Source organism: Acinetobacter sp. ANC 3832, assembly GCF_002135415.1.
Taxonomy (GTDB): Bacteria; Pseudomonadota; Gammaproteobacteria; order Pseudomonadales; family Moraxellaceae; genus Acinetobacter.
Map to the genome: position 1 here is coordinate 1 of NZ_NEGJ01000021.1, position 20,891 is coordinate 20,891.

The 20,891-nt window shown below is 36.9% G+C and carries 18 protein-coding genes and 1 pseudogene; 9 read left to right on the forward strand and 10 right to left on the reverse strand.

The window, feature by feature from the left end:
* Positions 1–64 precede the first annotated feature (64 nt).
* Positions 65–181: pseudogene (locus B9T35_RS18745) on the forward strand (transposase); the annotation flags it as partial.
* 546 nt (positions 182–727) lie between these two features.
* On the opposite strand, the gene B9T35_RS17240 reads toward B9T35_RS18745, so the two are convergent.
* From B9T35_RS17240 to catM, 3 genes are all read right to left on the reverse strand, one after another.
* Entirely contained in the window at positions 728–2,131 is a 1,404-nt protein-coding gene (locus B9T35_RS17240) for an MFS transporter (RefSeq protein ID WP_228147190.1), read from the reverse strand.
* A gap of 446 nt (positions 2,132–2,577) precedes the next feature.
* Complete coding sequence (locus B9T35_RS17245) at positions 2,578–3,843, reverse strand: OprD family outer membrane porin (protein ID WP_086192407.1); 1,266 nt, start codon at positions 3,841–3,843, stop codon at positions 2,578–2,580.
* An 826-nt stretch (positions 3,844–4,669) separates the two neighbouring features.
* Complete coding sequence (gene catM, locus B9T35_RS17250; protein ID WP_086192409.1) at positions 4,670–5,587, reverse strand: cis,cis-muconate-binding transcription regulator CatM; 918 nt, start codon at positions 5,585–5,587, stop codon at positions 4,670–4,672.
* Positions 5,588–5,691: 104 nt separating this feature from the next.
* Here catM and B9T35_RS17255 point away from each other — a divergent pair, with 104 nt between their 5' ends.
* The 7 genes from B9T35_RS17255 to pcaD all read left to right on the forward strand — a co-directional run bounded on the left by B9T35_RS17255 (position 5,692) and on the right by pcaD (position 11,724).
* Positions 5,692–6,801, forward strand: a complete 1,110-nt coding sequence (locus B9T35_RS17255; RefSeq protein WP_086192410.1) for a muconate/chloromuconate family cycloisomerase — start codon at positions 5,692–5,694, stop codon at positions 6,799–6,801.
* Positions 6,802–6,830: 29 nt separating this feature from the next.
* The gene (catC, locus tag B9T35_RS17260; RefSeq protein ID WP_086192412.1) at positions 6,831–7,121 is read left to right on the forward strand and encodes a muconolactone Delta-isomerase; all 291 of its coding nucleotides are present in this window, start codon (positions 6,831–6,833) and stop codon (positions 7,119–7,121) included.
* 136 nt (positions 7,122–7,257) lie between these two features.
* Complete coding sequence (gene catA / locus B9T35_RS17265) at positions 7,258–8,178, forward strand: catechol 1,2-dioxygenase (protein WP_086192414.1); 921 nt, start codon at positions 7,258–7,260, stop codon at positions 8,176–8,178.
* Between the two features lie 116 nt (positions 8,179–8,294).
* Positions 8,295–8,966 carry a 3-oxoacid CoA-transferase subunit A gene (locus B9T35_RS17270; protein ID WP_086192416.1) on the forward strand — a complete coding sequence of 224 codons (672 nt, stop codon included), beginning with the start codon at positions 8,295–8,297 and terminating at the stop codon, positions 8,964–8,966.
* 21 nt (positions 8,967–8,987) lie between these two features.
* Positions 8,988–9,653 (forward strand): 3-oxoacid CoA-transferase subunit B, encoded by a 666-nt coding sequence (locus B9T35_RS17275; RefSeq protein WP_086192417.1) that lies wholly within the window; start codon positions 8,988–8,990, stop codon positions 9,651–9,653.
* 10 nt (positions 9,654–9,663) lie between these two features.
* A complete protein-coding gene (pcaF, locus tag B9T35_RS17280; RefSeq protein ID WP_086192419.1) occupies positions 9,664–10,869 on the forward strand; it encodes a 3-oxoadipyl-CoA thiolase in 1,206 nt (401 codons plus the stop codon).
* Positions 10,870–10,938: 69 nt separating this feature from the next.
* Positions 10,939–11,724, forward strand: coding sequence for a 3-oxoadipate enol-lactonase (gene pcaD, locus B9T35_RS17285; RefSeq protein ID WP_086192421.1), 786 nt, complete (start codon positions 10,939–10,941; stop codon positions 11,722–11,724).
* Between the two features lie 241 nt (positions 11,725–11,965).
* On the opposite strand, the gene B9T35_RS17290 is transcribed toward pcaD, so the two are convergent.
* From B9T35_RS17290 to B9T35_RS17300, 3 genes are all read right to left on the reverse strand, one after another.
* On the reverse strand, positions 11,966–13,201 hold the full coding sequence (locus B9T35_RS17290; protein WP_086192423.1) for a dihydroorotase: 1,236 nt from the start codon (positions 13,199–13,201) through the stop codon (positions 11,966–11,968).
* Positions 13,202–13,212: 11 nt separating this feature from the next.
* Positions 13,213–14,229: an aspartate carbamoyltransferase catalytic subunit gene (locus B9T35_RS17295; protein ID WP_086192424.1), complete on the reverse strand. Its 1,017-nt coding sequence runs from the start codon at positions 14,227–14,229 to the stop codon at positions 13,213–13,215.
* 459 nt (positions 14,230–14,688) lie between these two features.
* Positions 14,689–15,039, reverse strand: a complete 351-nt coding sequence (locus B9T35_RS17300; protein ID WP_086192426.1) for a hypothetical protein — start codon at positions 15,037–15,039, stop codon at positions 14,689–14,691.
* Positions 15,040–15,285: 246 nt separating this feature from the next.
* Here B9T35_RS17300 and B9T35_RS17305 point away from each other — a divergent pair, with 246 nt between their 5' ends.
* Positions 15,286–15,903, forward strand: a complete 618-nt coding sequence (locus B9T35_RS17305; RefSeq protein ID WP_086192428.1) for a TetR/AcrR family transcriptional regulator — start codon at positions 15,286–15,288, stop codon at positions 15,901–15,903.
* A gap of 18 nt (positions 15,904–15,921) precedes the next feature.
* On the opposite strand, the gene B9T35_RS17310 is transcribed toward B9T35_RS17305, so the two are convergent.
* The 4 genes from B9T35_RS17310 to B9T35_RS17325 form a co-directional block, all read right to left on the reverse strand.
* Entirely contained in the window at positions 15,922–16,854 is a 933-nt protein-coding gene (locus B9T35_RS17310; RefSeq protein ID WP_086192429.1) for a LysR substrate-binding domain-containing protein, read from the reverse strand.
* Between the two features lie 320 nt (positions 16,855–17,174).
* Positions 17,175–18,002, reverse strand: a complete 828-nt coding sequence (locus tag B9T35_RS17315) for an SDR family oxidoreductase (RefSeq protein WP_086192431.1) — start codon at positions 18,000–18,002, stop codon at positions 17,175–17,177.
* Positions 18,003–18,153: 151 nt separating this feature from the next.
* Positions 18,154–19,410 (reverse strand): acyl-CoA dehydrogenase family protein, encoded by a 1,257-nt coding sequence (locus B9T35_RS17320; protein WP_086192433.1) that lies wholly within the window; start codon positions 19,408–19,410, stop codon positions 18,154–18,156.
* 110 nt (positions 19,411–19,520) lie between these two features.
* Positions 19,521–20,771, reverse strand: coding sequence for an SfnB family sulfur acquisition oxidoreductase (locus B9T35_RS17325; RefSeq protein ID WP_086192435.1), 1,251 nt, complete (start codon positions 20,769–20,771; stop codon positions 19,521–19,523).
* Positions 20,772–20,891: the final 120 nt, after the last annotated feature.

The following is a 20,891-nucleotide window of genomic DNA, read 5'->3' on the forward strand; positions in this document are numbered from 1 at the left end:
ATTGAAATATAATCAGGATATGAAAGATAAATGGGGAGCACGTCAGATTTGAGCACTACCATTGAAAAAATACAATCGAGAAATCAATAAAAGAAGAATAGGTGTAGAGCACGTATTTAGTGTATTGAAGACTTTTAAAATACTTTCAGAGCATTATAGAAATAGAGGTAAAAGACTCTGATTAAGATTTAATTTGATTACAAGAATTTACAACATGGAATTCAACAAAAAGTGAGTTATGCAAGAGGTCTAATATTTGCCAAATCCTACCCATACGTCCATTACTATCTGCAACAGGATAAATAAATTCATAATGAAATACAGAACTTTTAATTAATGGATGTTCATAACTTTGATCTAACCGTTGTAAATTATAATAAGCCATTCATTAAACGAGGAACTTGATTAGCTAGTGAAGCCATATGCACTGCTTGATTTACTGGCATATTCCAACACTGTAGTAGCGGTATTGCTCTATCTGATCCATTATTTCTATCATGAGTTTTTGATGGGCTTGTAATAAATTCAGTTCAAGACTTGAGCAGACTCAGCCTAATACTCTATTTTAAAATATATTTTTAAAATTGAAAAACACATAGAAATCGTAAATCGATAATACGAGCTAAAACATACTCATGAGAGTACAGTCGCTTTAGCTCGTATTTTGATTTAATTACTTGTATATATATGCAATACCAACAAATGGTTCGTATTCAATATTAATTTCTTATTCTTGCATCAGCTTTTTAGCTAAAGAATCTGGATTTAAAAAGACCATGCTAATTAGTCCAACAATAATCATATAAATTCCAATATATTCAAAACCATGATTCATGCCAACAAGAAGCTTATCAGCCATTTCTGGTGCCAATGCAACGCCTTTTACAGGTTGTACATAACCTGCTATGTCCATTAGGTATCCCACCATAGTTGGCGATATAATCCCACCGATTGATGAGATTGCAACCAAAGTTGCCATAACTGCTGCACGTTGTTTTGAACTCACACTAAAACCGACTGCCATAGTAGCTAATGGAAAGCACATGGCAAAACCTGCAGCAATTGTGATCAATAAAATACAGATTGCGCCACTTAAAAATGGAATAAGATAAAAAGCAATTCCAGAAAAAAATACCAACAAGCCAAAAATTAAACCTAATGAAATATGAACCGTGGCTCCCTTTCTCATTAATATTCTAGAAAAAAAGCCAGCACCAGCTAGGCTAATTGCACCTAAAATCCAAGGTAGACTTGAAACTGTTGCAATAATCTCAGGTGAAAATGTACCAATTGAAGCAATATATTTCGGCGCCCATGTCGTTAAAAAACCCAGTGACCAAAAACAGCCCAAACCAGCTAAAAAAGATGAAAGAAACATTTTGGAAAAAAAGATCTTAAAAATCGGTACTGTTTTTAAAACATCGACATATTTCACAATACTTTTACAGCTTGGATCATATACAACTATCGTTGTCTGAAGTTTTTGATCTTTTTCTTTATGACTAAAGTGACTATACGGACCTTCTTTAGCCAATATAGCCCAAAGCACAGTCCAAATTAATCCAACTAAACCTAGAAAGCCAAATGCCCACCTCCAACCTAAATCTGGATGTGCAATAATATAAGCAAGAATAGGAGCTGCAACCACTGGACCAATCGTTGTTCCAGATGCGACTAAGCTACTTGGAAAACCACGCGTTGATGGCTCAAACCAACCTTGAACATGAGTTAATGAGATCGATGAAGCTGGTCCTTCTGCAGCACCGAGCACAATTCGGGTTACGAGAAGTGCCATTGCCCCACCTCCTAACAACATTGGAAATTGTAGAACAGCCCAGCTAATTCCCATGACCAATATGAGCCATCTGGTTTGTACTTTTTCAGCAATAAACCCAACAATAATACCCGATACAGCAAATAAGAAAAAAAATGAACTACCGATAAAACCAAATTGTGTACTGGTCATTCCTAATTCTGACATGACCGATTCTGCTACCAAACCTAATACAGCCTTATCAGCAAAATTAATCATTTGAAATAAAATCAGCAGTCCAGTAATTAACCATGCACGATTCAATGTTTTTTTAGACATTCCTGTTTTTCTATCTATTTCAGGGCAATCCATATGCATATTCATTTTATCCTCCTTAATTTAAGATGTATTTGATAACTTTTAATTTAAAAATCAAAATGCAATTCGTAATAAATACATTCATTAATTTTTTTATCAGATCCGTCTTTTCACCATATTTAAATTTTGCTATGGTTTGTTTAAAACCTTGATTAAATTTTTACTATCGAAGAAAATAGTGAAACTATTTTTAGCAATAATTTCACTAAGACCTTGATGAATTGAAAATAGAAGTTTTTAAAAGTAGAAATTGATTTATAAAATTAAATATAAAAATCTCTAAAAATTTTGATAGATTTATCAAAAAATCAGTAGAGCTCTAAATATATAAAATTATTTAATCTATAATCAGTCATACCCCAAAATACTTAGTTGGATTTTAAAATAATTATCATCACTGAATTTCCACAATAAAACCACCTATACTTTTTTTACGGTAAATAAGTTTAAAATTTAAAGGTATAGCTCGTAATAATACGATCTTCTACAAAATCTGTCCCTGAATTATTCCCTACTCCATATTTAATATCCGCACGAATCTGCCTCCATTCCAACCCTAAACCTTTCAGTTTTCCTTCAGGAATTGTGTAATTTACAATTACATTTTTTTCGGTTTCTTTATTATCTTTAAAGCCTGGTCGGTATATTTCACTACCATTTAAATAGCGCAATCCTAATTTCAGCCCTGGAACACCTGCATTTTTAAAGTCATAGCTATATAACACATGCCATGTCAACTCTTTCGGTTTATAGAATGCTAAAGTTGACCAACTTTGCAGATAAGCTTGCGGTACATAACCAGCCAATAATGGAAGCGCATCATCTCCCATATTTTTCTGTATACCAGCAGTCAAGGAGCTGCCGCCATTTTGAATGGTTGCTTGTAAACCAGCAGACTGAGCGTCAATACTGCCAAAATAAGCATCACCATCTTCTTTATAGTTAAAATAGCGAGCATCTACTTTCAGCTTAGTGGCATTGATCTGCTCTGAATAAGCCGCATTCACATAATGTTGTTGATAAATATCTTCTAGTTGGCCAAACCAATATGAACCTGATATTTTTGGCGTGAAGTTATAATCTAGACCAATAAAATTCATTCCATCACTTTCTTTGTTTGGATCTTTATTCCCACCCAAACTCATTTTTCTAAATTCATCATCATCACGTGCATTAATATGTGTAAAGCGCCCCAGAGATACTTTTAAGTTTTCAATTTCTTTACTTTCTAGCATTGCACCTGCAAAGGTTGTAATCAGTTGTCGTGAATCATCCATAAACAGTACAGGTGTTTTAGGCAATAACTCACCTACTTTAAGTTCCGTGTTTTGATATTTTAGCTTTAATGTCGCACCCAGCTTTAAGTAATCACGTTCTTGATGCTTTTCTACTTGATCATACTTAAAGACCGTATCTAAACGCTCTTCATTATGATCATTCAATCTCAAGGCATATTGAAAACCAAAATCTAAACCTAGCTGAATAGCCGTATCTGTATAGCCTGATTCAAAACGTCCACTAAGACCTTGAGACCAACTTCCTAAATCTTGATTGGTTCCTTCAAAATCGCGTTCAACATAAAAATTCCTAAGATAAACTGACTTTTGACTGTCTTCTAAAAAATTGGCGTGCGCGGTATTTAACCCAGCAATGCTAAAAAATGAAAATAGTACTGCTTTCTGAGCCTTACGTTTTGAATATAAGCTATACATGGAAATCCTTTCCTACATACGTATTGTTTTCTCATCCACGATGCACACACCGTCATCCGCCTGTCTGATCTGGATGCTGAAATACCCCAATAGAAACTTTTTAATATTGAAATTTAAGCTAATTTCAGTACAAAAAAGAAAAATTAGAACAGTCTCTATTATTTGAATTATTAATGTAATTTTCCATATCTTTTTGGGTATATAGTCATGCCTTTTCTGTCATATTAAAGCTACTTAAAATATATAAATAATAATCTTACTTCATGAGAATCATTGGGTAATAAATTAACTTAAAAAAAAGTGGCCATAAGTCATTAAGGAGTTACTAATTAACTGATACTCCAGCATTATGTTTAATTTTATTTTTTTTCAATTGATGGTTTTTCTCAAAAATTTAAATAACGTATTTAAATTTTTTAAAATATATTACTTACTAATTTAGAATTTATTCATCTTATCTGATTATTTTATAAATTATATTCATCATAAACTCTCTCATTTAAAAGTACTCCTCTTCTCATTAAAATAAATTCATAGTCATTTTAAATATGTAATTATGGTCAATCTATTCTTTTTCTGATAAATACAAATCAATTAATTTCACATGCTTTACGCTTTTCCTGATTAAAATACAACATAAATCATTACTTGTGAATAGATTCAACAATGCCACCTGTATGTATAAAAAGCTCAAAGTATTATTGGTTATTTATTGCAAGTTTATACCTCAATATTGGCTTATTAGCTTTCCGCAATAAGCCAATGATTCAAATTATGGAGTTATTGGCTTAAATTGTAATAATTTTACACAAGTTGTTAAATGAGCTTATATATCTTCCACATTCAGATCAATTTTTTCATTTTGAAATACCTCTTGAATGCAGTCTAAAATTTTCGGAATATAGCTGCTCTGATCCATATTGCGCACGGATAAAGAAATTGGGCTGTACGCTTCCAAATCTCGAATTGGGAGATAAGCTAAATTTTTCATCCCAATATCACTGGCTGTTTCTGGAATTAAACAAATTCCTTCACCTGAAGAAACTAAACCAAGTGCCATATGAATTTCACGTACTTCTATCAGCTTTTTCGGCACTAAGCCTAATTCGGTAAATATACTTTGTATAGCTGTAGCAAAATTAGGTTTTGGCGTTTTAGGATAAGAGAAAATTGCTTCATCCAAAATTTGTGATAAATAAATACCAGATGCTATAAATTCAGCTAAATGATGATTCTTATGAATCGCTAGTAGCAGGCGTTCTTTTCTCAATAGTAAACGTTTAATAGACGGATCCATAAGCCTAAGCCGACCAAAACCCAAATCAATTTTCCCTGCTTTGAGTGCTTCAATTTGATCCCGCGTACCGTATTCAATTAATTCAACATGCATATCTGGATTGCGCTGTCTAAATAAATAAATAATTTGCGGCAACAAAGCATAAAGTAAAGAACTGACATAACCGATGCGAACCGTCTGATCTACTGTATTGATCCGCTGAGCCATAGATGTTGCTTGTGCAGTATGTGTTAAAATTTGAACAGCATGTTCATAAAAAAACATACCTGCTTCTGTCGTTTTAACTGGGCGAGATCCACGTTCGAATAAAGTAATGCCTAACTCTTCTTCTAACTTTTGAATTTGTCGACTCAAAGGGGGTTGCGCCATACATAGCTTCTCTGCAGCTTTAGTAATACTCTGCTCTTCTACCACAGTAACAAAATAACGTAGATGTCTTAATTCCATTTAATATACCTTTTAAGTATCTAAAAATACCAATTTAGCTATAGTTAAGGATATTACATTAATTTAGGGTATATAAAGAATTTAATGTAAAAGAATATGGAAAAATGTATAAATCAATAGAAACATTGCTGGTGGAAATCCCAACAATCCGTCCTCATAAGATGGCTGTTGCAACTATGCAAACTCAAACACTGGTATTGGTAAAAGTGACCACTGAAGATGGTTTTATCGGATGGGGTGAAGCAACCACAATTGGTGGTTTAGGCTATGGTGAAGAAAGTCCTGAAAGTGTAAAAACCAACATCGAAACTTATTTCACTCCATTATTAAAATCATTAAAAAATTTAAATATTGCGCAAACGCTTCAAATAATCAAACGCAATATCAATGGTAACCGTTTTGCTAAATGTGCCATTCAAACTGCTTTATTTGATATTCAAGCACAACGCTTAAATTTACCGCTCAGTGAGCTTTTAGGTGGACGCCTACGCGATAGCGTACCGGTACTTTGGGTTTTAGCTTCTGGCAATACTGAAAAAGATATTGCTGAAGCGCAGAAAATGGTTGAAATCAAACGCCATAATATTTTCAAACTTAAAATTGGTTCTCGTCCTGTTCATGAAGATGTTGAACATGTCTTGGCGATTAAACAGGCTTTAGGTGCTGATGTTTCAATTCGTGTTGATGTCAATCGTGCTTGGTCTGAATTGGATGCAATTAAAGGTATTCAAGCACTTCAAGATGGTGGCATTGATTTAATTGAACAACCTTGTGCCATTGAAAATATTGATGCTATGGAACGTTTAACTCATCGTTTTGACATTGCCATTATGGCAGATGAATCATTGATGGGGCCTGATAGTGCATATCGCCTTGCCAAGAAAAATGCTGCCTCTGTTTTTGCAGTAAAAATTGCACAATCGGGTGGCTTAATCGAAGGTTGTGAAGTAGGCACTGTCGCGAAACTTGCTGGTATTGATTTATATGGTGGCACGATGCTTGAAGGTCCTGTCGGGACAATTGCATCTGCACATGTTTTTTCAACGTTCCACAATTTAGCTTATGGTACTGAACTTTTTGGTCCATTGTTGCTGACTGAAGAAATTCTTAAAACCCCACTTCAATATCAAAACTTTGAGCTTGTTCTCCCAACAACCTCTGGTCTAGGTATTGAACTTGATTTAGACAAAATTGACCGCTTACGTCGTCAATAATGCATCACTGATCATTACAGGAGCTTAATATGCTTTTTCAAGTACGCATGGATGTCAACATCCCTCGCGATATGCCAGTCGAACAAGCCAATCAAATTAAAGCAGTTGAAAAAGCGTATTCGCACGATTTACAACGTCAAGGTAAATGGCGTCACATTTGGCGTATTACGGGTCAGTATTCAAATATCAGTATTTTTGATGTTGAAAGCAATGAAGAATTGCATAGCATTTTACAAGGCTTACCGCTCTACCCTTATATGAATATTGAAGTGATGGCATTAAATCGTCATCCATCTTCTATTCGTGATGATGACAGCTAATTTTTAATCTACATCATGTTCTAGAGAGAACATCTGGCAAAAATTAACAAGGAAATGTGGCGAGCAAAGGAGCCAGCTGAATTCAGCAAGCACAGCGAGCCACGTACAAAACATATCGTACTACAGGAGAATGAGTATGAACCGTCAAGAAATCGATACATTAGTAAAACAAATGAACGTGGATACAGCGACTGGTGAAGTCAATCCTCGTGTACAACAAGTGGTTGTACGTTTGCTTGGTGATTTTTTTCAAGCGATCCAAGATTTAGATTTAACTCAAACTGAAGTTTGGAAAGGTTTGGAATATATCGTTGATTCTAGTAAATCAAATGAATTGGGTCTTTTGGCTGCAGGTCTTGGCTTAGAGCATTTCTTAGATCTTCATGCCGATGAAGTGGATGCTAAAGCAGGCATCACAGGTGGTACGCCACGTACCATCGAAGGTCCACTTTATGTAGCTGGTGCGCCTGAATCAGTCGGCTTTGCACGTATGGATGATGGTTCTGAATCAGGTCATGTGGATACCTTATTCATTGAAGGTGTCGTAACGGATACTGATGGTCAAATTATTCCAAATGCGAAAGTTGAAGTTTGGCATGCAAACAGCTTGGGTAACTATTCATTCTTTGATAGTTCACAATCTGAATTTAACCTTCGTCGCAGTATCTTAACGGATGCCAATGGTCAATATGTTGCTCAAACAACCATGCCTGTCGGTTATGGTTGCCCGCCTGAAGGTACAACACAAGCGTTGTTAAACAAGCTTGGTCGTCATGGTCAACGTCCTTCTCATGTGCATTATTTTATTTCTGCACCGGGTTACCGCAAGCTTACGACTCAATTCAATATCGAAGGTGATCAGTACCTTTGGGATGACTTCGCATTCGCTACACGTGAAGGTTTAATCGCATCTGTAACGGATATTACTGATCCTGCTGAGTTAGCTAAACGTGGTCAAGATAAACCAGTTAAACATATCACTTTTGATTTTAAACTTGTTAAAGACCTTGATGCTGCACCAACCTCTGAAGTTGATCGTCGTCGTGTAAGCGCTTAATTCATTTACTTCCGCTGCAAGGGATAATGCCTTGCAGCATTTTAGATTTTTAGCATTAAGTTTCAATTGAAATTTAACGCTAAGAATTTGCTTATTGTTCATTAAAGGTTCATAGCATGATTAATAAAAGTTCAAGTTCACTCAACGAAGTGCTTTCACAAATTAAAGATGGCTCCACCATCATGATTGGTGGTTTTGGTACAGCAGGACAACCTGCTGAACTGATTGATGGCTTAATCGAACTCGGCATTAAAGATTTGGTGATTGTGAATAATAATGCCGGCAATGGCGACTACGGTTTAGCCAAACTCCTTAAAGCAGGTGCTGTGCGTAAAATCATTTGTTCTTTCCCACGCCAGTCTGATTCTTATGTGTTTGACGAATTATACCGTGCTGGAAAAGTCGAACTCGAACTGGTTCCTCAAGGTAATCTGGCTTGTCGTATTCAAGCGGCTGGCATGGGCTTAGGTCCAGTCTATACTCCTACAGGTTTTGGGACATTGCTCGCGGAAGGTAAACCAACCCTGAACTATGAAGGTAAAGATTACGTCCTTGAAAATCCAATTCGTGCTGACTTTGCTTTAATCAAAGCACAACAAGGCGATCGTTGGGGCAACTTGGTGTATCGTAAATCTGCACGTAACTTTGGTCCAATCATGGCGATGGCCGCTGATGTCACCATCGCGCAAGTAACTGAAGTGGTGGAATTAGGGGCTTTAGATCCTGAACACATCATCACCCCAGGTATCTTTGTACAGCACGTTGTTGCTGTTAAACCTGCTCAGTAATCGGATACGGAGATCAATATCATGAGTTATACCAAATTAAGCCGTGACCAAATTGCTGAACGTGTGGCACAAGATATTCCAGATGGTGCTTATGTCAATTTAGGCATTGGATTACCCACCAAAATTTCAAACTACCTGCCTTCAGACAAAGATGTATTCTTACATTCTGAAAATGGTTTATTGGCTTTTGGTCCACCGCCTGCAAAAGGTGAAGAAGATCCTGAACTGATCAATGCAGGTAAAGAATTCGTGACCTTATTGGATGGTGGTGCATTCTTTCATCATGGTGATTCATTCGCCATGATGCGTGGTGGTCATTTAGATATTGCCGTGCTTGGTGCTTTCCAAGTGGCTGAAAATGGTGACCTTGCCAATTGGCATACAGGTGCGCCAGATGCCATTCCTGCGGTGGGTGGCGCAATGGACTTAGCCGTGGGTGCAAAAAAAGTATTCATTACCACAGATCATGTCACGAAAAAAGGCGAACCGAAGATTGTTGCTGAATTGGCTTATCCGGCAACAGGTTTGAAATGTGTTGACCGTATTTATACCGATTTATGTGTGATTGATGTGACCCCTGAAGGCATGAAAGTGATTGAGAAAGTTGAAGGTTTAACTTTTGATGAATTACAAGCTTTAACAGGTGCAAAATTGATTGATGCCACAACTTCTTCGATCCAAGGTTAAGGAAAGCCATATGAAAAACGCCTATATCGTAGATGCCATTCGTACTCCATTTGGTCGTTATGCAGGTGGTCTGGCGCCGATTCGTGCCGATGACTTAGGGGCTTTACCGATTAGAGCATTGATGGAACGTAATCCATCAGTGAACTGGGAATTGGTTGATGACGTGATTTATGGCTGTGCCAACCAAGCCGGTGAAGACAACCGTAATGTTGGTCGTATGTCTGCACTTTTAGCAGGTGTGCCTTATCAAGTCCCTGCAACGACGGTAAATCGTTTGTGTGGTTCATCGATGGATGCGGTAGCGTTGGCTGCACGTGCGATTAAGGCAGGTGAAGCAGATCTGATTATTGCAGGTGGCGTTGAATCGATGAGCCGTGCCCCTTTGGTGATGGGTAAATCTGAAGGCGCTTATGGCCGCAGTCAGAAACTTGAAGACACCACTATGGGTTGGCGTTTCATTAATCCAAAGCTCAAAGAGATGTATGGCGTTGAAACCATGCCACAAACGGCTGAAAACGTCGCAGAACAATTTGGCATCAATCGTGCGGATCAAGATCAATTTGCATTAGAAAGTCAAAAACGTACGGCAGTTGCTCAAGAAAAGGGTTTCTTTGATCAAGAAATTATTCCTGTGACGATTCCACAACGTAAAGGCGAAGCTGTTGTGATCAATAAAGATGAACATCCACGTGCATCGACCACGCTTGAAGCTTTAAACAAATTAAAACCTGTGGTCAAAGCAGATGGAACAGTCACTGCAGGCAATGCCTCAGGGATTAATGATGGTGCAGCAGCACTCCTCATTGCTTCTGATGATGCCATTGCAAAATATGCTTTAAAAGCCCGTGCCAAAATTATTGGTGCAACAACAATTGGTGTTGAACCCCGAATTATGGGTTTTGCACCTGCACCTGCGATTAAAAAGCTCTTGGCTCAAACAGGTTTAACCCTAGAGCAAATGGATGTAATTGAACTGAATGAAGCATTTGCAGCACAAGCTTTGGCAGTGACACGTGATTTAGGTATTGCGGATGGCAGCGAAAAAGTCAATCCCAATGGTGGTGCGATTGCGATTGGTCATCCACTGGGTGCATCGGGTGCACGTCTGATTACCACGGCACTGAATCAACTTGAAGCAACAGGTGGAGAATATGCCCTTTGCTCAATGTGTATCGGTGTCGGGCAAGGGATCGCAATCATTATTCAACGGGTTTAATTATAAAATTCTGTATTAAATCCCTCCCAACCTCCCTTTAATAAAGGGAGGAGCTTTAAGGAATAAGAAATGCCAACTTTTATATCAAATGATGCAACCATCAATTATGCAACTTTTGGTGATGCATCAAAACCTGCCCTGATTTTTTCCAATTCATTGGGTACAAAATTTACAATGTGGCAAGCGCAGATTGATCATTTTCAAAATGATTTCTTTGCAATTTGCTACGACACCCGTGGTCATGGTGCTTCTTCTGCACCTAAAGGCCCTTATGGCATTGATCAGTTGGGTCAAGATGTCGTGAATTTACTCGATCACTTAAAAGTTAAAAAAGCAACTTTTTGTGGAATTTCAATGGGTGGCTTAACAGGTCAATGGCTTGCTATTCATCAACCTGAACGTTTTAACCATGTGATTGTCTGCAATACCGCTGCAAAAATAGGTCAGGAACAAGCTTGGCTTGACCGTGCAGCTTTGGTTCGTGAGCAAGGTTTAACTCCAATTGCTTCGACAGCACCATCACGTTGGTTTACCAATCCCTTTATCCAAAGTAACACAGCAGTGGTGGATACTCTTCAAAACGACTTGGCAGCTGGCAATGCCGAAGGTTATGCAAGTTGTTGTGAAGCTTTGGCTAAAGCGGACCTGCGTGAACAGTTAAAAGAGATTACTGTTCCTGTTCTTATTGTGGCCGGAATCCAAGATCCTGTGACGACAGTAGCAGATGGTCAATTTATGTTAGATCGTATTCCAAATGCGAAGATGTTTGAAATTAATGCATCGCATATTTCAAATATCGAATGTCCAAATGAATTCAATACTGCGATTAATGAGTTTTTAAAAGCAATAGTTTAAGACTAGGAATTTTCGATTCCTAGTCTTAATGAGAAAAAGTCAAAGTATGCTTATGTAATTAAAGCTCTCTGACATTTTCTCATCCCATCGAAACGTTCAAATTATAATGTAAATCTTTTTTTATCAATTTTATGACTAATCATTTACTAGACTATAAAATTGAAAGCTTAGAAAGATAAATAAGCGACTCCCATAAAAATCCAGCCGAAACTGACTTTTTAAAACCTAAAAAAACATAGGCTTAAGCTGTAAATGCTTTCAATACTTTGCCCTTAACCTTATGGTTAATTAATGGCGTATTTTTCCCTTGAGATAAGATACTGTCTTTTGACACAGTCCACTCTAATTCAGGATCAACCAGCACCCAACCCGCTTCTTGTTCCCAACGGTTAAGCATATCAGCTGCTTTTGCAGGTGCTAAAGTGACTTTTTCGACCCATTCTAAAGGTTCAAATAGCCCTTCATTGACCAATTGAACACCAAAAGGGACATAGGTATCAAATGCCGTGATACCTGGGAGTGTTTCTTCAAACGGCGCAAGTTTAGCAGAACTACTTAAAGGTTCATGATGGGTGCAAATCGCATCAATCACCCCCTCTTTCACACCTTTACGCAGTAACTCTTTATCTTTATCTGAACGTAATGGTGGGCGAACGTGTGCCAATACATTAAAACCATCAATTAACTGATCAGTTAAATGTAATTGGTGCATTGCCACATCAGCAGTCACAGGTAAGCCTTTGTTTTTAGCAATTTTGATCAGTTCAACTGATGCACCTGAAGACAGTAATCCAAAGTGCGCACGCACCCCAGTTACTTCCACCATCAATAAATATTTTGCGATCGCAACCGTTTCTGCAAGTGCAGGAATCATGGGTAAGCCTTGACGTGAAGCCACAAAGCCTTCATGTACGCAGCCATCTTTGGCAATCTGATGTTCTTCTGGATAGAACACGACTGTCATACCTAAGCCAGCTGCATATTCCAAAGTACGAAGTACAACATCATCATCTTCAAAAGGTGCATAAGCATTTGAAACCGCAGTACAGCCACCTTTTTTAAGACCTGCCATATTGGCGGGTTGTTTACCATTCAAGCCTTGGGTTTGCGCCCCAATTACTTGTAAATGGATACCACCATCTAACATGGCTTTTTCAACTAAACCATGAATTAAAGCACCATTATCTTGAACGATTGGTTTTGAATCTGGCGGTGTAAAGACATGCAAAATACCATTTTCGCGTGCCGCTTTACCTTCAGATTTTAATGTGCCATGTTGTTGCTGACCTGGTTCACGTAACCGTGCGCACAAATCCACCATAGTTGGTATTAACCATTTGCCTTGACCATCAATCGTTTCTGAAACATCATCTGTCGCTGAAACGAATTTTCCATTTTCAACAAAAACCGTTTGTATGCTATCCGTTTGTTTGATTGGATCGAGGACACGTACATTTTCAATTTTTACAATATTCATGTAACTATCCCTTATCCTGTAATCGCTTCAAGTAAACCTTTTTCTTGCAATTGACCTTGCATCGAAAGTGCCAAAACTGCCATACGCACGGCGATACCATTGGTTACTTGATGCAAGATGACGGCTTGTGGCCCATCAGCAATACTTGAATCAATTTCTACACCACGGTTCATTGGTCCTGGATGCATCACGATACAATCAGGTTTTGCTAAAGCAAGACGTTCTTTATTCAAACCAAACATTTTGTAAAACTCTGCTTGAGAAGACAATGCAGGTGAATCAATTCGTTCATTTTGAATACGTAAGGTAATAATCACGTCGCAGTCTTTAATGCCTTCATCCATTTTATTGAATAATCGAACATCAGAACCATATTCAGCAAAACCATAAGGAAGCAAAGTATTTGGTGCAATCACACGAATATCTTTACAACCTAATGTTTGTAGCGCAGCAACATCTGAACGTGCCACACGTGAATGTTTAATATCACCAATAATTGCAACACTTAAAGCTTCGAATGGCTTTTTGGTTTCACGGCGAATTGTCAACATATCTAACATAGCTTGCGTAGGATGCGCGTGACGACCATCCCCTGCATTAATAATTGCTAAATGTGGGCACACTGTTTCAGCAATAAAATGCGCAGCTCCCGATGAGGAGTGACGCACGACAAAAATATCTGCTGCCATCGCTTCGAGGTTCCAAAGCGTATCTCTTAATGTTTCGCCTTTTGATGTACTTGAACGTGCAATATCGATATTCAATACATTTGCAGACAAGCGTTTTGCTGCTGCTTCAAAGGTCGTACGGGTACGTGTGGAGTTTTCGAAGAAAAGATTCATAACCGTACGCCCTTCTAGCAAAGGTGTCGTTATGAGTTGATTTTGATCATTAAAAAAAGAATTGGCTGTATCTAAAATTTTGGTCAGGGTCTCTTTGGAAAGACCTTCGATGGTGAGGAAATGTTTTAAGTTACCATCTTTATTGAGTTGAATCTGGCTCGGAGTATGCAATGCCGCCAAGTGCATGAGAGATTCCCTATACGTTAAGTCGAGTTATTATACAGAGAATCATATTCTTTGGCAGTTGAAGTTTTCAGCATTTAATCATTAGTTTTATTTTTAGATTTTTTGTTTTAGTCACAGGTATCGCCATTCACAAGCTGTTTATTTTCACCTTTTAAAAGAAATAAAAGACTAGATATAATAAGCTATTGTTACAATGATCTATGTTAAACATTATTTTAAAAATACCCCACGCACATTTCTAATGACATGTATATCAAAATAAGTCCCATCACAATATTAAAAATTCGTGCTCGATGGTCTTGATTTTAAAAACCTACAAACTTTTCACTCAGTATTCCCAAGCTAATAAAGATAAATAAAGATAAATAAAGATAAATAAAGATAAATAAAGCAAGATAACGTTAATTGTATCTCTCCTATTAAGCTCTAAATTAAATTCCTAACTTAGAGCACATATACTTATCTCAATACATCAATATAATGATGTGGAATTTGAGCACGATAAATTTCCTCTTCCGTCACTTGAGAGAATGAATCCTCACTTAACTCCTCATCCTGCAAAGGCTCAACCTCAATAGGTTCTAGCTCTAAATCAATCAGTGTCTGTAAGCGTTCAACTTGATGAAGGATTTCTTTGTCCTGTGTTGATACGGCAAACTCAATAATATGCTTGGCATATTGTTTATTTTCAACCAAATACATCGCATCAATTACACGACCAGTCACGCGCCTGAGTCGGATATAGATTAAGGTCGCAATTGAAAAAGCTTCGGTATTTGCTTTAAATCCAGTCTCTATAACATCGCTCATAAAATCCCCACATAAAAATTAATTCAAAAAAGTAAAAACTCTTCAACATTTATACTGATCTGTTGAATTGATTTTAATGAGCAAATTACGTACCAATATTAAGGAAGTATAACGATTTAGCTGATCAGGAATATTAGAAATTTACATCATTAAATCAGGATTTAAGCCTTTATATTCCTTAACTTCTCTAAATTACTGCTATAATTTACACTTGTTCTTTTTTAAATATTTGTTGGAATAATTAGGATGATTTCAGTACGCCAACAAAATTTCCTCTTACGTAAAGAGAAAATTTTAGCGATGGCAGAAACGTTATTGCTTGATAATAATCAGGATATTACGCTAAGTGAACTAGCATCTGAATTAGATATTGCCAAAGGCACTATTTACAAACACTTTAAAAGTAAGAATCAGCTGTATTTAGAATTGATTATTCTCAATGAGAAACGGTTATTAGAAATTTCAAAAACTTTTAATGAAGATATTAAACCCTACGTCTCTCAATACATGTTGTACAATATGTTAAATTCAAATCGAACCATTTTGTTGCACGTGATTGAAGAACGTTTAACCAATAATGAACGTAAACTCAAAGATTTATTTGAAGAACTTTATAAAATTCGTGAAGAACGAATTATGGAACTCAAGGATCTTTTTGGTGCTTATTTAAAATCATTAAATAGTACGATGTCTATTCGTGATTATCTTTCCTATATATGGACAGTCACTTATGGGGCTTCATTGTTATTAAATTCAACTCATTATCAAAAATCAATTGGCTCTAGAGAACGCTTAATTAAACTTTATGTGAATCAAGCACTGATGACACCAGACAAACTTTCAGAGCATGAAGCAGCCAACTAAATGATTGTTTAATGAAACTTACAGCGTCGTTTGTTCAGGGACAAATGGCGTTTTATTCACCTGACTAAATATTTCATAGAACATATGTCTTAACCATTGATGACTGGTTTTATGATGACACGACATATGCCAATACTGCTTTACTGAATAAGTTGGAAAAGCAATTGGTGCATCGAAAATTTGTAGATTACCGCGCGACAATAAAACTTCACTTAAATAATAAGGTACAGTCGCAATTGCATCTGCTTCTTGAACCACCAATCCAACACCTAAATAACTTGGAATACGCATTAAAATATTGCGTTTCAAGTCTAAGTTCATCAATTCATTTTCAATATGATAATGCCCAAACCCTGCATCAATATCGATATGTGATTCACTTAAATACTGCTCTACCGTCAAATTATTACTGGTTAATCGTGGATGATCTTTTGATGCAATCACCACATAATATTGTTCAAATAATTTTTGCTGATAAAAACCATTTTCTAAATGTGGCAAGAAACCAATGGCTAAATCAATTTCACCATTTGCCATCTGATAGCTTGTTTCAGATGTAATGGCGCGAACATTTAATTTAATATGAGGCGCATGTTTCTTTAAATATTGAGAAATTTTAGGCAATAAAACCAAATGTGAAACATCGGTCATTGCCACAGTAAATTGCTGATGTGAAGCTTGCTGATCAAAATCAATCGTGAAATTATTGATGATTTCAACTTTACTCAGTGCTTCACTGACCAAGGGAAATAATTGTTTTGACAGTTCCGTTGGAACCATCTCATTGCCTATTCTTAAAAATAATGGATCATTATAGTGCTGTCTGATTTTCGTAAGAATATTACTCACTGTCGGCTGACTCATTGCTAAATGATCGGCAGCAGCAGAAACACTTTTAAACTTATAAATATAGTAAAAAATGCTCAGTAATTTACAGTCCAGTTCAAACACGAATAAAAATCCCTCATCATTTTTGGATCGTTCCTTGGCTATTTTGAGCCTTTTTTTTTATATTTCCAATGCTAATTTATCTACTCTTTCATTTAATTCAAATAACTGCTTATTTTTTGATATTACACGCTTCATTAAAAGATTGATTAGCTATTTTAAACCCATAGCTTTCTGTAAAAGCCCCTGAAATAATTTCCGATTACTTTTACTCAAGAAGAAAAATAAAGATGATGACAATGATTGTATGAGGTGTCTATCTCAATCCTAAAAATGGGCATTATTTCTAATCCCCATTTTCATTTAATCTGATCTAATTCAAATTAACTCACAAATAAATCTACCATTAATTCTTCATTTGACGTTGGGTCTTGACGATACTGCTCAAAATCCGTCACGCCACTTTCAGCCAGTATTTCTTCATCAATCAACAAACGACCTGTAATTGCACGGTTTTGACTGGTTAAAATCGCATACGCAGCATCTGCCATAATATTAGCGGATCGAGCTTTCGGAAATAATGCTTTTCCACCATAGGCATGTTCAATTGCAGCCGTTGCAATAATCGTCTTCGGCCACAATGAATTGGCACTAATACCATAGCTTGCAAATTCTTGGCTCAATCCAATGCTAAGCATACTCATACCGTACTTAGTAATCGTATAAGGCGCATAGCTTGCAAACCATTTTTCATCTAAATTCAGTGGTGGAGATAAACTCAGAATATGTCCATTTTCACTTTTTTTTAAATAAGGTAAAGCTGCTTGGCTACAAACCATGACAGCACGCGTATTAATTTGATACATCAAATCAAAACGATTTGGATCAAGCGTTTCCACACCTGAAAGATTAATCGCCCCTGCATTATTAATCAAAATATCAATACCACCAAAATGCTCAGCTGCCTGTTGCATCGCAATTGCAACGGCGTGTTGATCACGAACATCCAATTGAATGGCTAAAGCTTTTCCTCCAGCCTCTTCAACTTCTTGTGCCACAGAATGAATTGAACCGCCTAATTTCGGATGCTCTGTTGCAGATTTTGCTGCAATCACAATATTTGCACCATCTTTTGCAGCTTTGAGTGCAATTTCACGTCCAATACCACGGCTTGCACCTGTAATAAAAAGTGTTTTTCCCTTAAGCGACATAACTTCCTCATTCTTTTTTTGATTAACGCTAACAATCTACTTTAAAAGCAAAAACTGTCACAGTACAAAAACTTCCAAGTCAATATACGCTATTCAAAATAAAAAACCTGACATTTAAATCAGGTTTTTTATTTAAGTTTGAATGAGTTAATTATGCTGATTTTACTTTCGGGCTCGCGCCTATCTGCCAAACAAAAGGTAAGGGTTGGCGATTGACTTCCCAATCTCCAATCACTTTCTCTTTATAGATAAGTGGATTATGCGAAGAAACAACACGTGCATTTCGCCAGAATCGATCTAATTGTTTTTCAGTACTGCTTGCTGAAGCACCTAAGGCATTGAATAAATGACTGGTTAAGTCTAAAACTAATTCCGAAATCACCACTTGCCCTTGTGATGATTCAAGTTCAGCATCAATATTGGCTTGAATATTTTTAACCTCTGAACCACCAAAATGACTTAAATAGGCTTTTTGTAATGCCTCTGCAGTACTGATGGTGATACTTTGACTGGCATACGCTTGTGCCGATGCCTTACCAATCACTTGTAAAATTTGCGGATCGTTACGGACTAAATCTGCATTGCCATGACTGAAAATTCGGTCACGTTTTTGTACTTCATCAATGAATGTCGCAACGGCTGACTGAGCAATACCCGTTAGTGTTGCCAAATGAATCACTTGATAAAATGCAGTTTGATATTTAAAGCGCTGTTCAAAAGGTAAAATATGATCACGTGCAATCGCGACATTGAGCAAATTTAATGTACCACTCCCTGTTGTTTTCTGTCCGAAACCATTCCAATCATCTAAAATTTCAACACCAAATGCATGTCTAGAAATTGCAGCAATCACATGTTGATCTGTGCTTTCATCATAGGCAAATAAATCAACCCAATCTGCAAAAATAGTGCCTGTGGAATAGTACTTCTTACCATTCACAACCAATTCATTATTCTTTTGCGTCACACGTGTAATCACATCACCAATTTTAACTTGACCAATTTCAGTCCAAGCATTTCCAACCAAATCACCTTGTACAAAACGGTTAAACCAAAGTGATTGGGAGGTTAATTTATGTGCATTTAAACGATCTTCTACAAAAGCAAAATGCCCACGTAATGCTTGTACGACATTAGAATCCGCTTTCGCCAGTTCAATCAGTAATTGAAATAATTGCGCTAAAGAAACGCCATCTCCACCAAATTTAACAGGTACACGTAAGGCACCAAAACCAACTTGTTTTAACCATTGAATCGGTTCATAAGGAAGTATTCGTTGCTGTTCACGTTCAACCGCCCCCTGTGCAATTTTTGCAAAGATAGGACGATATTTAGCAACAACCAACTCATAATCTGCCGAAATAGAAAGTTCATCTTTAAAATGTGTTTGAATATTTAAATTCGTCATTTTTATACACCAATATATTTAATTATTTTAAGCATGGAATATTTTGCATCAGTGAGAATAAGCTCTTTCACTCCTCTATTAAAAAAAATGAAAGGCTGATACAAAACTGATTAACTCCATGGATGACGTGGCGGCTGGATATTATTCAAGTAGTAATTTCCAACTATATTAAATTTCCAACGTACAGGATCATGCAAGGTATGCGTACGCGCATTCCGCCAATGACGATCTAAATTCAGTTCAGAAAGTGTTGAACGTGTACCCGACAATTCAAATAGTTTATTGGTCGCTAGAATTGCAATTTCAGTCGTTAAAACTTTTGCTTCTGCAACCAATAAAGTCGCCTCTGTTACTGTTTCTTCTGTTGAGTTTGCTATAGCACGATCTATCGCATCCCCAGCCAAGTCTAAAACTGCTTCTGCCGCACGTAATTTAATTTTTAATTCACCAATTTGAGCAATGGTATATGGATCATCTGAGGCTTTTTCTAAACCTGAATCAATCCAAGGTCGTGAATGATGGCGTACATATTGAATGGTTTCGTCTATTGCACCACGTGCAATACCTGCATCGACTGCTGCCTGAATAAACTGTGAAATTGCCCCTGCTGCCGTTGGTCGTTCAAAAGCTTGATGAATTGGAACTACATATTTTGCATCGACTTGAACTTGATTCAGTGATACTGAGCCACTGGCTGTTGTACGCTGTCCAAAGCCTGACCAATCATTAATAATTTCAAGCCCGTGGGTATTCCGAGGAGTTAAAGCAACCACTGGCTTACCTTCTTCATCGACAGCAACCACTGGAATCCAATGTGCGAGCAGTGCGCCTGTTGCAAAAAATTTTTGCCCATTAATTTCATAACCATTTTCAGTTTTATGAATTTTTGTTGTTAAATCTGCAACGGTCTTACTGCCTTTTTCTGAGAAGGCATTGCCTAAACGACGACCTTTTAAAATTTCTGCAAAGAAAAACTTTTTCTGCTCTTGCGATGCATCTAAACGTAAATGTTCAACAAAAGCCCAATGATTTTGTGCAATCTGCCCCAGTGATGAATCTACACTGGAAATAATTTTCACGACTTCTGCCAAAGTACGATACTTAACCTGTGCACCACCAAATTCTTTTGGGATATTGATGCCCCACAGACCGCTTTGTGAATATTGTTGAATTTCATCTAAGGGCAAACGACGCTCAATATCTCGCTGTGATGCTTCTTTTGCAAATTCTTGTGCTAAATTTTTCGCAATTTGAATAGCTTCTTCATCAGACTGAATAATATGTGCATCCTGATTTAATTCAAAAAATTGAAGAGGAATTGCTGTCTGAGAAGAAAATTTATTTTGATTAAGATCCGTCATTTCATAAACTCTTTTAAATAGATTTAATTTAAATTAGCACCATTTATTTCAGTTATTTATACCAATAAATTATTTATATATGATTTAGGAATTCATAAATTTATCTGTTTTCATGCTATG

What these genes read in the sequence shown, in the direction of transcription:
- B9T35_RS17240 (WP_228147190.1), bottom strand. Translation starts at nt 2,131, where the DNA reads ATGCATATGGATTGCCCTGAAATAGATAGAAAAACAGGAATGTCTAAA.
- B9T35_RS17245 (WP_086192407.1), bottom strand. Translation starts at nt 3,843, where the DNA reads ATGTATAGCTTATATTCAAAACGTAAGGCTCAGAAAGCAGTACTATTT.
- catM (WP_086192409.1), bottom strand. Translation starts at nt 5,587, where the DNA reads ATGGAATTAAGACATCTACGTTATTTTGTTACTGTGGTAGAAGAGCAG.
- B9T35_RS17255 (WP_086192410.1), top strand. Translation starts at nt 5,692, where the DNA reads ATGTATAAATCAATAGAAACATTGCTGGTGGAAATCCCAACAATCCGT.
- catC (WP_086192412.1), top strand. Translation starts at nt 6,831, where the DNA reads ATGCTTTTTCAAGTACGCATGGATGTCAACATCCCTCGCGATATGCCA.
- catA (WP_086192414.1), top strand. Translation starts at nt 7,258, where the DNA reads ATGAACCGTCAAGAAATCGATACATTAGTAAAACAAATGAACGTGGAT.
- B9T35_RS17270 (WP_086192416.1), top strand. Translation starts at nt 8,295, where the DNA reads ATGATTAATAAAAGTTCAAGTTCACTCAACGAAGTGCTTTCACAAATT.
- B9T35_RS17275 (WP_086192417.1), top strand. Translation starts at nt 8,988, where the DNA reads ATGAGTTATACCAAATTAAGCCGTGACCAAATTGCTGAACGTGTGGCA.
- pcaF (WP_086192419.1), top strand. Translation starts at nt 9,664, where the DNA reads ATGAAAAACGCCTATATCGTAGATGCCATTCGTACTCCATTTGGTCGT.
- pcaD (WP_086192421.1), top strand. Translation starts at nt 10,939, where the DNA reads ATGCCAACTTTTATATCAAATGATGCAACCATCAATTATGCAACTTTT.
- B9T35_RS17290 (WP_086192423.1), bottom strand. Translation starts at nt 13,201, where the DNA reads ATGAATATTGTAAAAATTGAAAATGTACGTGTCCTCGATCCAATCAAA.
- B9T35_RS17295 (WP_086192424.1), bottom strand. Translation starts at nt 14,229, where the DNA reads ATGCACTTGGCGGCATTGCATACTCCGAGCCAGATTCAACTCAATAAA.
- B9T35_RS17300 (WP_086192426.1), bottom strand. Translation starts at nt 15,039, where the DNA reads ATGAGCGATGTTATAGAGACTGGATTTAAAGCAAATACCGAAGCTTTT.
- B9T35_RS17305 (WP_086192428.1), top strand. Translation starts at nt 15,286, where the DNA reads ATGATTTCAGTACGCCAACAAAATTTCCTCTTACGTAAAGAGAAAATT.
- B9T35_RS17315 (WP_086192431.1), bottom strand. Translation starts at nt 18,002, where the DNA reads ATGTCGCTTAAGGGAAAAACACTTTTTATTACAGGTGCAAGCCGTGGT.
- B9T35_RS17320 (WP_086192433.1), bottom strand. Translation starts at nt 19,410, where the DNA reads ATGACGAATTTAAATATTCAAACACATTTTAAAGATGAACTTTCTATT.
- B9T35_RS17325 (WP_086192435.1), bottom strand. Translation starts at nt 20,771, where the DNA reads ATGACGGATCTTAATCAAAATAAATTTTCTTCTCAGACAGCAATTCCT.